At 60.8% G+C, this 15,021-nt stretch carries 14 protein-coding genes; 4 read left to right on the top strand and 10 right to left on the bottom strand.

Going from position 1 to position 15,021, the window contains the following annotated elements:
• The first annotated feature begins 90 nt into the window (after positions 1-90).
• Positions 91-336 (top strand): hypothetical protein, encoded by a 246-nt coding sequence (locus VGG64_27045; GenBank protein HEY1603289.1) that lies wholly within the window; start codon positions 91-93, stop codon positions 334-336.
• A gap of 24 nt (positions 337-360) precedes the next feature.
• Here VGG64_27045 and VGG64_27050 read toward each other — a convergent pair whose 3' ends face one another.
• Positions 361-1,758: an amidohydrolase family protein gene (locus VGG64_27050; GenBank protein ID HEY1603290.1), complete on the bottom strand. Its 1,398-nt coding sequence runs from the start codon at positions 1,756-1,758 to the stop codon at positions 361-363.
• 43 nt (positions 1,759-1,801) lie between these two features.
• Complete coding sequence (locus VGG64_27055) at positions 1,802-3,172, bottom strand: sulfatase (protein ID HEY1603291.1); 1,371 nt, start codon at positions 3,170-3,172, stop codon at positions 1,802-1,804.
• Between the two features lie 374 nt (positions 3,173-3,546).
• Between VGG64_27055 and VGG64_27060 the strand changes: the two genes are divergently transcribed.
• From VGG64_27060 to VGG64_27070, 3 genes are all read left to right on the top strand, one after another.
• Positions 3,547-4,551: a D-cysteine desulfhydrase gene (locus tag VGG64_27060; protein HEY1603292.1), complete on the top strand. Its 1,005-nt coding sequence runs from the start codon at positions 3,547-3,549 to the stop codon at positions 4,549-4,551.
• Positions 4,552-4,728: 177 nt separating this feature from the next.
• Positions 4,729-5,610, top strand: coding sequence for an SAM-dependent methyltransferase (locus VGG64_27065; protein ID HEY1603293.1), 882 nt, complete (start codon positions 4,729-4,731; stop codon positions 5,608-5,610).
• Positions 5,611-5,780: 170 nt separating this feature from the next.
• Complete coding sequence (locus VGG64_27070) at positions 5,781-6,329, top strand: DUF420 domain-containing protein (GenBank protein ID HEY1603294.1); 549 nt, start codon at positions 5,781-5,783, stop codon at positions 6,327-6,329.
• Between the two features lie 180 nt (positions 6,330-6,509).
• On the opposite strand, the gene VGG64_27075 is transcribed toward VGG64_27070, so the two are convergent.
• The 8 genes from VGG64_27075 to VGG64_27110 form a co-directional block, all read right to left on the bottom strand.
• A complete protein-coding gene (locus VGG64_27075; protein HEY1603295.1) occupies positions 6,510-7,196 on the bottom strand; it encodes an ABC transporter ATP-binding protein in 687 nt (228 codons plus the stop codon).
• A 214-nt stretch (positions 7,197-7,410) separates the two neighbouring features.
• Positions 7,411-7,860, bottom strand: a complete 450-nt coding sequence (locus VGG64_27080) for a thioesterase family protein (GenBank protein HEY1603296.1) — start codon at positions 7,858-7,860, stop codon at positions 7,411-7,413.
• Entirely contained in the window at positions 7,857-9,176 is a 1,320-nt protein-coding gene (locus VGG64_27085) for a glycosyltransferase family 4 protein (GenBank protein HEY1603297.1), read from the bottom strand. Before VGG64_27085 ends, VGG64_27080 begins: the two co-directional genes overlap by 4 nt.
• A gap of 51 nt (positions 9,177-9,227) precedes the next feature.
• A complete protein-coding gene (locus VGG64_27090) occupies positions 9,228-9,794 on the bottom strand; it encodes a hypothetical protein (protein ID HEY1603298.1) in 567 nt (188 codons plus the stop codon).
• A gap of 90 nt (positions 9,795-9,884) precedes the next feature.
• Complete coding sequence (locus tag VGG64_27095) at positions 9,885-11,189, bottom strand: coproporphyrinogen-III oxidase family protein (GenBank protein HEY1603299.1); 1,305 nt, start codon at positions 11,187-11,189, stop codon at positions 9,885-9,887.
• 34 nt (positions 11,190-11,223) lie between these two features.
• Positions 11,224-12,441: a PQQ-binding-like beta-propeller repeat protein gene (locus tag VGG64_27100; protein ID HEY1603300.1), complete on the bottom strand. Its 1,218-nt coding sequence runs from the start codon at positions 12,439-12,441 to the stop codon at positions 11,224-11,226.
• Between the two features lie 140 nt (positions 12,442-12,581).
• On the bottom strand, positions 12,582-13,730 hold the full coding sequence (locus tag VGG64_27105; protein ID HEY1603301.1) for an iron-containing alcohol dehydrogenase: 1,149 nt from the start codon (positions 13,728-13,730) through the stop codon (positions 12,582-12,584).
• A 112-nt stretch (positions 13,731-13,842) separates the two neighbouring features.
• On the bottom strand, positions 13,843-15,021 hold a 1,179-nt coding region (locus VGG64_27110; protein HEY1603302.1), incomplete at its 5' end, for an aldehyde dehydrogenase family protein.

A 15,021-nucleotide genomic window follows, 5' to 3' on the forward strand; every position in this document is an offset into this window, starting at 1 on the left:
CGTAGGTTCGGGGTTAGGCAAAGTCTTCTTGCCAGCATGCCGGTCAAAGTAGGGGTGTTATGTGGTTGGCAAAGCTACGGTTAACACTGCATGGAACTAAAGCCCATTTCGCTCGTTCGACTGCTTGCCGCGATGGTCCTAATGGGTCTCGGCGCGGCGGCTATCGCCTCGCTTGTCATCACAATCCCGTATTTCTTGGTGTTTGCCATTGCCTGTTTCTTCGCGGCCTGGGCCGTTGTGCGTCATGGCGGAGAGGGCCTGTTTTTAGTGTTCGGTTGGTCGCTTGCTGCCGAGACCGCTGTGGCCGTCCTAATGGCGATCACGGGGTGGATGTAGCCGAGATCTGCCGCCCGCGGCGCCTTAACCTGCGGCGCGTCCTAGCTGCCGCTTCAGCTTGGGAAAAAGCTGCAGCGCATTGTCACGCATCACTTGCCGGCCGATCCGCACGGCATGCTCCTCGCGCAGTTCGCCGCGCTCGACTTTTTCGGCCAGCGCCTCGGCCAGGCATTGCCGCGTAAATTCCGTCGCGGCATAGATTCCCTCGGCGTGCGCGGTGTCGGCGCCCCACATGATCCGGTCCGATGGCATCGCTTCCAGCCATTCTTGATACGCCCGCTTGGCCATCGTGTAGCTCAGGGTGGGGAGCCAACAGGAATCGATCCACACGTTGCGGCATTTCATGCCGATCACGGCCGTTTCGCCGACCCACGGATAACCGCCGTGAAAGAGGATGAATTTCGTTTGCGGATTGGCCTGGATCACGTCAACCAGAAGGAGCGGATTCGAGCCCTGAATCCGCGCCTGGCCGGTATGAATCTGAAAGGGGAGTTCGTATTTCGCGCTGAGCTTGGCGATGTGCCAGAACATGAAATCCTCGAACGCCTTCAACTGATCCGGCGCAAGCTCGGCAGCTTTCTTGCCAAAAAACGCCTCGGCGCGTTCTTGCGGAACTTTCTGATAGTCGAGGGTTCGCTGGTATGCCTGGGTCGATTTCAAGCAGGCAGTATCGGCCGCCACGGCCTGGCGAAATATCTCGTCGACCGTGGCCAGATAGTCGTCAAATGTCGCGATCGGCTTGCCCAAACGCTCGGCGAATACATACGGACTGTCAAGCGGATTGGCAAACTGGCTGGCATGCGTGCCCCCGATCAATTGCGAAACGTTTAACACCGGTACGGCGAACTTGTAGGCGCGGGCGAATTGCAGCCTGGCCCAATACGGATCGATAAACATCAATTCGATGTTCGCGCGCCTGGTAATCACATCCAACAGCCACTTGTCGTCCTGATAGTTGGCGAAGATCTTGTCGTTCAGTTCCCGTGCCTGGGCATCGGTGATGGTATCGAAATCGACGCCGTAAAGATCGCGAAAGCCAGGGAGCAAATAGCGATAAAAGCTCGTCGCCCGAGCGTCTTGAAAGTCGTCGCGAGCGGTCGTCCACCAGGCTTCGAACGATTTGCCGGCCGGCCACGGCGACAAGCGATTGATTCCGGGGTAGTAGCTGCCCGCGAAGATACTGTGCAGCGTTATGCCCGTGCCGCGGTCGGTCTCGTCCTTGTTGGGCAACTGATCAAAGGGCCGTAGATGGTCGTGGGTGTCGATCGCCGGCACGGCGTCGATCGCCGACTTGATGCGCGCGTAGTGCGGCGTTTGCTTGATATCCGCGCCACAGGATCGAACCGGCTGAAAGAGCATCGGCGGCAAACAGGCAACTGCGGTCAGTAAACTTGCCAAGCGGGCGATCATCGTGCGTGACAAAAGGCCCTCCTTAAACTTCTCGAGTTGTGGCGTCGGGAATCGGCTAGCGCGAGCCGGCAGGGTTGCTCGTCGCATTCATCCGGCCGTCGCGGCTGAGCTTTCTTGCCTGGTCGGGTGGTTCGGGCTCGCGGCCTTGATCATGGGTCTCGTTGATCCATGCGTCTAGCGTCGCCCGCAAGCGCGCCAACGCTTCTTGAGTGGCAGACGAGCCGGCCAGATTATGAACCTCATACGGGTCGGACTGCACATCGTACAACTCTTCGGCCGGCATCGTCGGCTGGGCCAGAGCATCCTGCGCCGTTGTGAGCTTGCCGGCCGCGTGCAGCTCTTTGATCAGATTCCAAACCGGATAAGACTTCTCCTTGTATAGGTTCTGAGCCAGAAACGGTTGCTCCGGCGTGTAATTGCGAATGTATCGATAGCGGGCGTCGCGCACGGTGCGCAGGCGGAACACGGTTTCGTCGCAGCGATCGCGCGCGCCAAAAACGTATGTGCGGTCCGGATCGCGATGGTTGCCATAGAGGACCCGGCCTTCCATCGTTGCCGGCTTGTCAATGGCTGCCATGGCCAGCGTGGTGGCCGTGATGTCGATGGCCGCTACCAGCCGGTCATCGACCGTGCCCGCGTTGAAACCGGCCGGTGCGGGAAAGTTCTTGGGCCAACGAATCACCAGCGGGATGTGCAGCCCTTCGTCGTAGCAGAATTGTTTGCCGCGCACGTGACAGTGCCCATGGTCGCCAAAGAAGATCACCACGGTGTCGTTCGCCAGGCCATCCGTCTCAAGCTGGGCGAGTACGCGGCCGATTTTCCGGTCGGCTTCGCTGATCGCGTCCAGATATCCGGCCCAATCCGCGCGGGTGATCGGATGGTCTGGGTAGTAGGGCGGGACGACGACCTGCGCCGGATCGGCATGCGGCGGAGCCTGAAACGGGCGATGCGATTCCTGAAAATTCACCTGCGCGTAGAAAGGTTGATGATCGGCAAGCTCCTCCCAGCGGCTGCTGTCGAAGGGCTGTCCCTGGACGTGAAAGTTCCAGTCGTTTTTGGCCGTGCCTTGGAAACCGACTGCCGGCAGTAGCTGCTTTACATTGGCCGTAAAGTATCCGGCGTCGCGCAATCGTCGACTGATGATCTCAACACCGTCGGGCAAGCTGAATCCATCGTCACGGTGAGAGCGGTGATTGTGTGCGCCAATGGTCGTCTGGTACATGCCCGTGATAAAGGCCGAGCGGCTGGCCGAGCAGACCGGCGCCGTGCTGAAAGCGCGCGTAAAGCGCACGCCCTGGGCGGCCAGGCGATCGATGTGCGGAGTCTCGACCTGCGTCGTTCCGTAGCAGGCCAGCTCGGGCCCCATATCTTCGGTGATCAGCCACAGGATGTTCGGACGATCGCCGGCCCTGGACAGGGCCGGCACAGAAACAAGCGTCCCGGCAGCGACAATCGCAGCGCCGATTGCCAGCGAAAACCGAATTATCCCCGGAGTCGCACGGGACGCGATGCACAGCATGTCGCAACAGAACCCACTTGCAAGTTTGGATTGGGGAGCGGATTCGAGTATACCAGCCGAGAGGGCGCGCTTCCGGTATCGTGAGGATCGGACCGCGGCCTTATCTTGTCGGGCCTTGGGTTCCGCTGCTCGCTCGCCGACGCGTGCCGGGAAATCACGATCGGTCGGTGATTCGCACGGTTGTTCGAGCCAACCGTAGCACCCGGAAACATGCATATTTTAGAAGTCGCCTGAACGGTGAGGATCGCAGTAGCGCGATACCGCCAACGAGGAACCTGCCGATGAAATTACCTGAAATTGCCCGTGTTTCGTTGGCCCACCTGCCGACGCCGCTGGAGCATATGCCGCGCTTGTCGGCGTGTCTGGGCGGTCCGCAAATCTATATAAAGCGCGACGACCAGACCGGACTAGCGACCGGCGGAAACAAGGTCCGCAAGCTCGAGTTCCTGGTGGCCGACGCGCTCGCCCAGGGCTGCGATACCCTGGTAACAACCGGCGGCCTGCAATCGAATCACGCGCGGCAGACAGCGGCGGCCGCGGCGCGGCTGGGGATGTCTTGCGAGTTGCTTTTACCCCGGCTGGTCGACGGCCGTTCCGCGGAATACGAAACGTCGGGGAACGTGCTGTTGGACCAATTGTTCGGCGCGCGAGTGCGCATTTTGCCGCGCGAGGACTTTCGCAACGAGACTTTCGACGCGGCGCTCGCCCGCCTGAAACATGAGGGGCGCAAACCCTATTTCATTCCCATAGGCGGATCGACATCGTTGGGGGCCTTGGGCTACTTCCTGGCGGTGCAAGAATTACTCGAACAGGCGCGCGCCGCCGGGATCGATCCCACCGCAATCGTTGTTGCGACCGGCAGCGGGGGGACGCATGCCGGCATCGTCGCGGGCATGGCACTGACTGGGCACCGGGCTCAGGTGCAAGGAATCGCCGTTTCCGGCACGTCGGCCGACCGCGAGGCCCTGGTCGCGCGGCTGGCCGCCGGGGCGCTCGAACTGATCGACGGTACCGGCGATGGGCGAGCCGCATCCATTCATGATCGTGTCAGCGTGCTCGACCAATATGTCGGCACGGCATACGGCCAGCCCACGGAGAAAATGATCGAGGCCGTGCGGCTGGTCGCGCAACAGGAGGGGATACTGCTCGATCCGGTATATACGGGCAAGGCCATGGCGGGGTTGATCGATCTGGTGCGGCGCGGCCGATTCACGGCGGACGACAAGGTCGTTTTTTGGCACACCGGCGGCATGCCGGCATTGTTTGCGTACCGCGAGCTGTTTTGATTAACAGGGCGGCACTACGCGGGCCATTTTTGCCCGTGCGATTGTTTTGAGTGATGAGGCTCGAATAATCCGCCGCCGCGAGCGAATCGAATTGAATACATGTTTGGTCGAAAAGGCTACGCATGATCGCGCCGCACTCGATGGCGCGTGCCGGTCACCGAGCGAGTAGAGGTGCGAATGCGGGACAACGAGGCCAGCCGCACGGCCCAGTACATGGCGCTCTTCCGTGCGCTCGAATCGGTGCAGCCTGACGGCCAGCGACTATTTGCCGATGCCTTTGCGCGCGAGTTCCTAGGTCCTGGACTGCGGCGCGTCGTCGATTTTGCAAGTGTTCCGCTTTTCGGTCGGACGATTCCCTGGATCATCGACCGGCGATGGCCGGGAGCTCGCACGTCGGGCGTGGCCCGCACTCGTCATATCGACGAGCAGTTGTCGCGCGCCTTGAACGGCGGAGCGCGGCAGGTCGTGATTTTGGGGGCCGGCTTTGATTGCCGGGCCTACCGAATTCCCGGCATCGAGCGAGCGCGGGTCTTCGAGGTCGATCATCCGGCTACCCAGCAGGCCAAGCGGCTGTGCCTAGAGCGGCTTCTGGGTGCCATGCCTGAACACGTCGAACTCGTGGGCATCGACTTTAATCGAGAATCGCTCGACCAGCGGCTCACAGCTGCCGGGCTGTCGCACGCTCGTCCGACCATGTGGATTTGGGAGGGTGTAACCAACTACCTTACTGCCGAGGCGGTGGATGGCACCATGCGTACTGTGCGCCGGATGGCGGATCGCAGCCGGCTGGTGTTCACGTACGTTCATCGCGACGTGCTGGCCGACAGCACAACTTTTCCCGCTGGGCGAGCGCTGCGGGCCACACTGGCCAAGGCCGGCGAAGAGTGGACATTTGGCTTCGATCCGGCAGAATTGCCGGCTTATTTAGCTGAGCGTGGGTTCCGACTGATCGAGGATCTGGGCTCGGTCGAATATCGCCAGAAATGGCTTCCGGCACGGCCGCGCCTGCTGCGCGGTTACGAGTTTTATCGCTTGGCCGTCGCCGACAGTGTGGCGTGAAGCCGTGGTTTGGGTCGAGCTGCGCGGTGCGATCGCAACCGTGGTGAATGGCACAGATGCTTGTGCGCCCGCTCGTATTCCTCTGTCGCGCCGCGGTGATCGTCGATAAAATCACCCGCGGGGAGTGGGACGGGGGATATCCGACAGGGCTTTCTAGCGCACGGAGTCACATGGACCGGTTACGCTTTGACGGATTTCTTGGCACCCGCGCGTCGTTGATGCTCGATGTCGTCTTTCTGGCGATGTTCTTCGTGCTGGTCGTTCTGGCAGTGAGCATCTACCTGGTGCGCAATCGGCAGCGCTATCTGTTGCACAAACGCATTCAATTGCTGCTGGGAATCGTGCTCTTGGTGACCGTCACGCTGTTCGAGGCCGACATGCGCCTGAACGGTTGGAAAGATCGGGCCGCGGCGTCGCGATATTACGGACCGATGGCCGAGCCGACCTGGCTGCTGTCGACGGTGTACAAGAAAATACTCGGCCGCGCCGAAGTGCCAGGGCTGGTCTTTACATCGCTCGGCATCCACCTGTTTTTTGCCGTGACGACCAGCCTGCTTTGGATCTGGGTGATCGTGCAAGCACTCCGACAATTCCCCAAGCCGCCGGCGCCCAATCAGCACAGCGCCAGCCACAAGGTCTGGGCCTGGACAGCAGCCATCGATATGGGCCTGACAGCTCTCACAGGCTGGATCTTTTACGTGCTGGCGTTCGTGGCATGAGCAATTTGCGGTGGCAGAAGCGGGACGAAGGTTTGAGTAAGCACGAATTACACGAATAAGGAAGCAACAAGACGTACTTATTCGCGGTTGAGCTTTGTCCCCGCATTTCGTGACTTACTTTTGCTCGTGCAGGCATTCGAACGATCACCGTGTTTGGCGCGTTCGCAGTGCTGCTACGGCTCAGGCCACCAACTGCACTGCTTTCAGCCGGCCGTCGTCCAGCTCGTATTGCTTTCTGAATCGGCGGGCCAGGTCCAGGCTGTGCGTGACCACGATCAGCATCGTCCCTTCCTGCTGTTGCATATCTAACAGCAGGTCGCCGATCACTGCGGCGCTTGTGCGGTCGAGATTGCCGGTCGGTTCGTCGGCAAGCACGAGCTTCGGGCGACGCAGTAGCGCACGGGCAACGGCGGCGCGCTGACGCTCGCCGCCCGATAGTTCGGCCGGGCGATGGTCCAGCCGCGCGCCCAGTCCTACGCGGACCAACAAATCGCGCGCACGGGCTATCAACTCATCCGTCACGCCGCCGGTGGCCAATGCCGGCACGAGCACGTTTTCTAAAACCGAGCATTGCGGCAGCAGGTGATGATCCTGAAAGACAAAGCCGATCTGCTCGTTGCGGAATGCGGCCAGTTGCGGCTCGGCGAACGTAAACGGATCGCGGCCTGCGAGCTTGACGGTGCCTGAACTCGGTCGATCGAGCGTCCCCACGATATACAGAAACGTGCTCTTGCCCGAACCGCTAGGGCCCACGATCACGGCATTCTCTCCCGCGCCCAGTTCGAGCGAGCACCCGCGCAAAACGACCAAGGGCTCGCTACGGGTGGCAAATTCGCGGGTGATATCGCTTACCATCAGGTCAGGCATGGGCACTCACAAAGTACTTGTCTAATGTCTTCGAGTATTCAAGCCTACGACTCATGTTGCCGTGATTGATTCACGGCGGTACCGCGCGGTTTATCTCTGTATCCTCGGCGTCCACTGTGACAAATGTCGTTTGTATCGCGAAAAACGATAGACACCGAGTAGTCAGAGGGCGACCGAGAGAAGAAGACATCATCGCCGCTACGCCATGGCTGGTCTAGGTGGCTTCGCCGGACAACTTAGCAATGATCCAAGCGGGAATCGCGATCGAGCGCGGCGGTGATTTCGGGTCCAAACGGCAGCACACCGCCGTTAGTTGCCCCTCGGCGATAGGGCGCTGCTCGTGCGAGAAGACAAAGCCGTAGGTAATGCTCTTTTCGCCGCGGCGGATGATGCGCATCTCAACGTCGATCACGTCCTCAAAGCGAACGGCGCCGCGATAATCGCAATGGGCGCTGACGCGCGGCCAACTGATCGCCCCTTCTTCGTCATGGGCGAATACGCTCAGGCCCAGGTGGCGAAGGAACTCGTGCTCGACTTGCTCCATGTAGTTGAAGAAAACCGAATAATGGGCAATGCCCGCGGCGTCGGTATCGCGGAATTCGACGCGGCGCGTCGTACGATACGCGATCGAACTGGGGGCCAAGTTCTCGGTCGGGCGTGTCACGCGCGGAGAGCCCTTTCCGCGACAGGCGCATCCACCAACCGTCGGTACAGATCTAAAGTTCTGCGGGCCATCAAATCGTCGGTGTAGCGCGCCTGAATCGCGGTTTGCCCTGCGCGACCGTGGTCAGTTGCGCGCTCGGGATCGAGAATCATTTCCTTGAGGGCCGCGGCCAGAGCGCGCGGGTTTTCTGGTTCGTGCAGCACTCCGCCACCGGTGTCCTCGATCAGTTCGGGGAACGTACCATGCGCGGGCAACACGACCGGCACGGCATTGGCCCATGCTTCGAGAATCGAAAGCCCTTTGCTCTCGCGATAAACCGTCGGCACGCTCATCACATCCAGCGATTGCAGAAACGCAATCTTGCCGGCGCGATCAAGCTCGCCAGCATAATGAAATCGATCGTGCAGACCGGCCGCCTTGAGCTTGCCTTGCAAGCGGTCCAGATAGGGGCGATCGCTCGCCCCCATATAACCGGCCGCGCGCAGCACGACCGGCGGCACGTCTTTGTCCTTGGCCAACAGCGTAAAAGCGTCGACCAAATGATGCAGCCCCTTGTCCTCGCAGATGCGGGCGAAATAGCCGATCACCAGTTCGCGCTGCGCGTCAGATCGTACGCGGGTGCCATGCCCTGCGAGCTTCAGCCCGTGCGGAATGACGTGAATTTTGTCCCGCTCGATCGCCGCGTAGTTGGCCATGTAGTCCGCATAATATTGATTCAGTGCTACGAACGCCGTAGCGTCGCGGGCCCTCTCTCGCAACACCTGGCGGGCTTGCTCATACCAGGGCGGAGTCAGCTTTTCTAAAAAGATGTCTTCGCCAGACAGGGTACATACGACCGGCACTTTTAGCTGACGACGGATCTCGTGCGCCATGCCCAGCAGCATGGCATTCGAGAGGTGTACCACGTCTGGACGCACTTCGGTGGCCAGCCAATGCACGAGTTTGTCGACCTCTTTCCGTTGGTTCCCCTCTTCGCCGCGCAACATCGAGACAGTGATATCCCCCAATTGCGTGGCGTCGGTACTCATGCCGCGGCTGGCGAGCCATTCGATCAGCCGCGGACGATCCCACAATCGGTCGATCGCCCAAGGCGTGTGGCGAAACAGCGACCATTTTTGTTGCAAATAGACGCTGATGCCGCCGAACATCACGCGCTTTTCACTGACGTCCTGCTCGTCGGTGCGGATCGGTGTGTAGGTAGGAACCAGCAGTGCATCTTCCCCCAGCGCCAATAGGGCCGCGGCCAGCGTGTTGTCATGCAGGCAACTGCCGCAAAACATGCCAGCGGCGCCGGCCGCGAGATAAACAATTCGCATGGTACACGCGAGGGCTGAAGGAACTGTGCGACACGTTAGGTCGAGATTGCACTACTCGTCACTTTTCACCGCGGTAACGATCTCTAACAACTCTACGGCGGGCTCGTCGTTGCATTCAATCATGGCCGTCCGTCCGTAGACGACGTCGCCTTCCGAAATGTCGAACAAGCGTGCCAACTCGGCGCCGGCGGTCACGCGCCATAACGAGGCCAATCGCACTCGCCGCAATACTTTGTTCCGGATCAGTACGCGGCCCAGCGGCGTATCCTCGGCCTCGATCTGCCTACGCACGGCAGGTTCGAGGTAGTCCAGGTTCACGCGCATGATGCCATATTGTACGACGCGGCCGTCGCTCTGGCGTGCGAGTAGGATCTTACGGGCGTAATGCGAAGGGGTCACCCGGCGGTCAAGCACCTGCACGTCGACGGCACTATCGTGGTAATGCTCGACGGTGACGGTCATGTGCTCGTCATGCGCGAGTAACGCAGCGTACGCGGCTGGCATGGTGGCCCGTTCTACTCGTTCGAAATGGCCCAAAAGTGGCGCCGAATCATAAAACAGCCGGATCAGCGTCGACAGATCAGGCGTGAGCGGTTGCGGGGAGTGTGTTTCAAGCACGGTTGTCGTCCTAGCGGGATAGGAAAGATTCCGTTTAGCAGGGCATTCCTTTGACGCGCGTATCCCGAAGCAGGGCAGGGAGTGGCGCGGTCACGTATATCGCACGCCCTGATGCTCCGGCTCGAAAAATGGCGGCAGCAGTGTGTCGACGCGCAACAAACCTTGTCGCGTAAGCGTGACGCGATCGCCGTCGAGCGAGAGCCATCCTTCGTCGACAAAGTGCTTCCACACATCGCTCCAGTGCTGGAGCACTTCGACGCCGAACTTGTTTCGGAAGTATCCGGCGTCGATGCGGCCGGTCTTTAGTTGCAGAATCAACTCGCGCACCAGCTGCTGGTGCGGCGTGATATGCAGCGCACGGGACAGCGGGAGCTCTCCCTTTTCCAGCGACGAAAGGTACGCCTCCCACTCGGGCAGGTTCTGATAGTGCACGCCCGAGATGTGGCCAAAGCTGGCTACACCGGTTGCCAACAGGTCGCTGCCGCGCCACAAGTTGTCGCGATAGCTGAAGTTCACCTTCGAGGCGTCGCGCACCAGCGTATACCCACTTGAAACCGAGTAGCCTGCAGCCCCCATTTCATCGTAGGCGTAGTCGACCCAGGCGCGCTTGGTGGGCCAGTCTGCCACCGGCGTCTCGACATGATTCCCCAGAATGTCTTGCGAGTAGACGGTGTTGAAGGGCAACTCCATCTGGTAGATCGTGACGCTATCGGGCGCCAGGTCGATCGTTCGTCTGATGCAATCCTTCCAGTTGTCCCACGTCTCGCCGACCATGCCGGCGATCAAGTCGATGTTCGTGTTGGGGAAATCGAGTTCCTGAATCCAGTCCCAACTCTTGTAAACTTCGCCCGAAAGATGGGCGCGGCCGTTCGATTCCAGCACGGCGTCCGAAAAATTCTCGATGCCCAGGCTCAGACGCGTGATGCCCAACTCTTTGAGCGTGACCAGCTTCTGTTGTGAAAGCGTGCCCGGCTCGCACTCGAAGGTGACTTCCTCCGCGCGGTCCCAGTTGATGTTGGCCCGCAAGCGATCCACTAGCGACGTGAGTTGCTTGGCGCTTAAGAACGAGGGTGTGCCGCCGCCGAAGTAGACAAAACGGAAGGGGCGGCCCCCCATCACCGGCAGGCGGCTTACTAATTCGATCTCACGCGCGAGCGCCGCGACATAACGCTCAACATCACTGGCGTTCTTGTCCGTGTAGACCCGGAAGTAACAGAACTTGCACCGCTTTCGGCAGAACGGTACGTGCAGGTATAGTCCCAAGGGGACGTCGGCCGGCGGCGCGTTCATTGCTGCGCGGGCGTCGACAAGACCTGCCGGCGTCCATTGCGAGAACGGCGGATAGTTGGCGACGAAGTAACTACCAACTTCGGTTTTGATGGTTTCGGTGGCCATGAGGGCTCTTGTATCGTGCCGTGGCTGTTGTTGTTTATTTCTCGCCCGGTCCGAAGCAAAACACATCGCCGTTGCCGCCTGCGACGACCATTCTGCCCGCGGCCACGGCGGGCGACCCTATAAAGTCGCCACCTGCTTCATATTCCCACACTTTCTCTCCCGAGGCCAGTTTGAGTCCGTAGACTCGGCCGTCGCCGGCCCCTACGAAGACCCGATCACCCACGATAACGGGTGAGGCATCGACTACTCTCTTGGTGGGAAAAATCCACGCTTCGTCTCCCGTCGTTGCGCGCAAACCGTGAATCATGCGATCGCGACCGCCAATGACGACCATGTCTTGCCCGACGGCTGGCGACGATTGATAAGGAGATTTTTTCTTGTCGTGCTCGTAAGTCCAGACGACTTTGGCCTGGCGCCAATTGACGCAGAAGACCCGGGCTCCTTGCGTGGCGAAGTAAACCATGTCCCCCACGGCTGCCGGCGTCACGCCCGTCGGGTCGCCGATTTCGACCTGAGCCACGCGCTGTCCGTTATCCAAGTCGATGATGTGCAGCACGCTGTCGCAGCCGGCCAGAAACACGCGGTTCTCGACGATGGTCGGCGAGCACTGGATCATGTTGTCGATCGAGTACTTCCAAGCTTCTTTGCCGGTTTTTGCATCGAGCGCGTAAAGGGTGCCGTTTTGCGATCCGATGATCACGTTGTTTTGATAGAAGTTCGCGCCGGCGTTGATTTCGGCGTCAGTCGACAGGCCCCACTTGGATTCGCCCGTTGCCGCATCAAGGCACACGAAGCGCCCTTCGGTATCGCCCACGTAGACCAGGCCATCACGCACGGCCGCCGGTGCACGGAATCCCAACTCGGAAAAGAAGCCCCACTTCTCTTCCCCGCTTTTCAGATCGAGCGCGTAGAAATATCCATTCAGGCCGCCGATATAAACAACGCCGTCGACGATCGCGGGCGTGGCCTCGAACATCCCGTCTTTGATCGATCGTTTCCAGATCAGAGTGGGCTCGGGCGGCAGAGTAGATGTTGCCACACCGTCGCTGGTGGCATTGCCGCGAAACACCGGCCAGGTGCTGTTGCCAGTCGATGGTGCATCTTGCTGATTTCCCGGCGCTTGCTGCTCGCCAAACTGTACCGAGGTCTCGACCGTGGCATTCGTCTTAGCTTCGCCCGAAGTCGTGGCTGCAGGCGGAGCCGCTTTGCCACAACCGAGAAAGCACAGTATCGCGACAAAAATGGGTGCCATGGCCACGCGTGCGTGGCCATGCCCTGTGCGCCATATACCGCGAAAACATGCCCACGGCGCTACCGCTTCGTGGGCATGGCACCTGACAGGTTGCTCGTTTAGTCGATACCGGAAACGTGTGCCGTTTAATATCGACATGCTTAATACGCGGCTCGGTAAAGTTCCAGAAGTTCCGTTTCGTTGACGGCGCGGGGATTGAATCCGCCGGTCCACTCGCGCGAGGCCAGGGAGGCCAAGTCCGGCAACCGTTCGCGCTCGACACCGCAATCCGCCAGCCGTACCGCCAGTCCGGCTTTCGTCACCAAGGCCACGATCGATTCGGCCAAATCCTCGGCGATCGCCGCCGGGCGCGGCTTGCCATTGACCGGCACGGACTCGACCAGCTCGCGATACCAGCGTCCCACCTCGGCTGCGTTGTAACGCACCACGTGCGGTAGCATCAGCGCGATGGCCTGCCCGTGCGGAATCTGATAGCGGGCCGTCAGCGGATTGGCCAAGGCGTGCGTCGCACCCAGCATCGAATTCTCGATTGCCAATCCGGCAAAGCACGCCCCCAGTTGCATGCCGCCGCGCGCGGCCAAATCGTCGGGCGTCTCCAGTACGCGGCTGAAGTTCTCGGACAGCAGCCGCCAGGCTTCACGGCTAAAGGCCGTCGAAACAGGATTGCGGCGCTTGGTGACGTACGTTTCCAGCGCGTGGGCGATCGCGTCGATACCAGTCAGTGCCGTAACGCGGCGCGGTTGCGTAACGGTGAGCTCAGGGTCCAATAGCGCCACGCGGCAGGTGGCTTTTTTGTCGCCGCAGGCCATTTTGACATGCGTCTTGGCGTCCGAGATCAGGGCAAAGGATTGCGTCTCGCTGCCGGTGCCGGCCGTGGTGGGCACGGCGATCATGGGGAGCATCTCGCGGGTCATCTTGCCCGTGCCCCAATAGTCCTGCATCTGGCCGCCGCCCGAGTAGAGGAAGTTGATCCCCTTGGCGCAATCCATCGAGCTGCCACCTCCCAGCCCGACGATCAATTCCGGCTCGTAACGGCGGGCGATTGTTAGGCCCGCATTGACGTGATCGGTGGTGGGGTTCTCTCCCACGTCGCTAAAGAGTTGCGTCTTGATGCCTGCTTCTTCGAGCGATGTGATGCCGCGCGCCGTATGGCCGGCGGCGATGATGCCGGGGTCGCTTACGACCAAAGCCCGGCGTGCGCCCAGCTCACTCGCCAACTGCCCCAGCGACGTCAAGCGGCCAGCGCCGAAGACGATGCGCGTTCGCGGCTGATAATCGAAGGAATCCATGCGGCGGGCAGCTGGGGAATGATGAACAGTTGAACGCAAAATGTTAAACGGTGACCGCCGGCTCGGGCGCCGGTCGATACACCACGGGTCATTTTGCCTTCGGCATTTTCCTCTACGCTTGTGCCGCGGCGGCTTCGCGCTCGACGCGGCGGACGGCTTCCGGAACCAGCTGGTAGGCTCGCGCGCGGAACAGAAACTCGACGATGTTCCCTTCGTGCGGTTGCAGCCAGTCGAGCTTGATGGTGGGAATCGGGCCAATATTCAACCGGTCGATGTGCACCGCATCGGTCAACTGACGCTGGAACGCCGGGTCTTCGGTGACAGCGCTGGCGACCAGCGTGGGGCCGATCGATTCGACCATTTTGTCCTGTGGGCATTTGACCACGGTCGTGAACGGGAACATGTACTCCTTTTTGGCGATCGCGCGCTCGGGCGAATCGCAGTGGACGACCGTCGGCCGCAAATACGCACAGCGTTCCAACTCGACCAGCCGTGGACCATACTTGCCGGTCGAATGCGTAACGCCCGACTCGCGCAGGTCCGCTTCGATTGCATTCCAGACCGCCGGCGCCACACCGGCTACGGTAAATGCCGCCAGGCCCGAGTTGGGGTCTTCCGGCGGCAGCGGTGCGATCGGACCGATGCGCTCGGCCAGGGCATCGGCGATTTCTTCCGTATGCCGCGAAGCCCAGATGCCAGAGCAGTTGATGCATCCTCGGCCGCTGTTGAGGTACACGCTGTCGGCCATGATGTCGATGTACTTTTCCCAATCATCGACCAGGTCATCGCCCAGCAGGATCTTGCTGAAACCGGGGCCGTGCGCTTGCACGCGCGGGTCACCCTTGTAGCGCTCGACCGTGGCCGTGCCACCGAAAATCATGCTGCGGGCACAATTGGCCAGCACCGAGGCCCCCACTTCAGGACCACCGGGATAGATCGAGATTGCTTCCCGCGGGATGCCCGCCTCGAAGAAGGCCGCCGCCATGCGGTACGGCGTCCACGGCTCTTGCGGCCCCGGCTTGAGCACCAGGCCGATTTGCATCGGAATGACGGGCATCCACAAGGTGTGTACGCCCGGCGAATTCGAGGGGAGCACCAACCCCACGGTTGGCGATTGCGCCTGGTAGCTTACGATCACGCCGCGCCCCTCGACACCGTATCCACGCGATAGGATCGAAAGATCCAAGCCCCGCGTCAGCGCGTCGAGCATGCGGTCCATGTTCGACAGCACGAAGTAATTCTTCTGCATGTTGGACCGGCACATGTGCTCGGGCAGGCCGGTCGAGGCGCT

This window comes from Pirellulales bacterium (assembly GCA_036490175.1).
Taxonomy (GTDB): Bacteria; Planctomycetota; Planctomycetia; order Pirellulales; family JACPPG01; genus JACPPG01.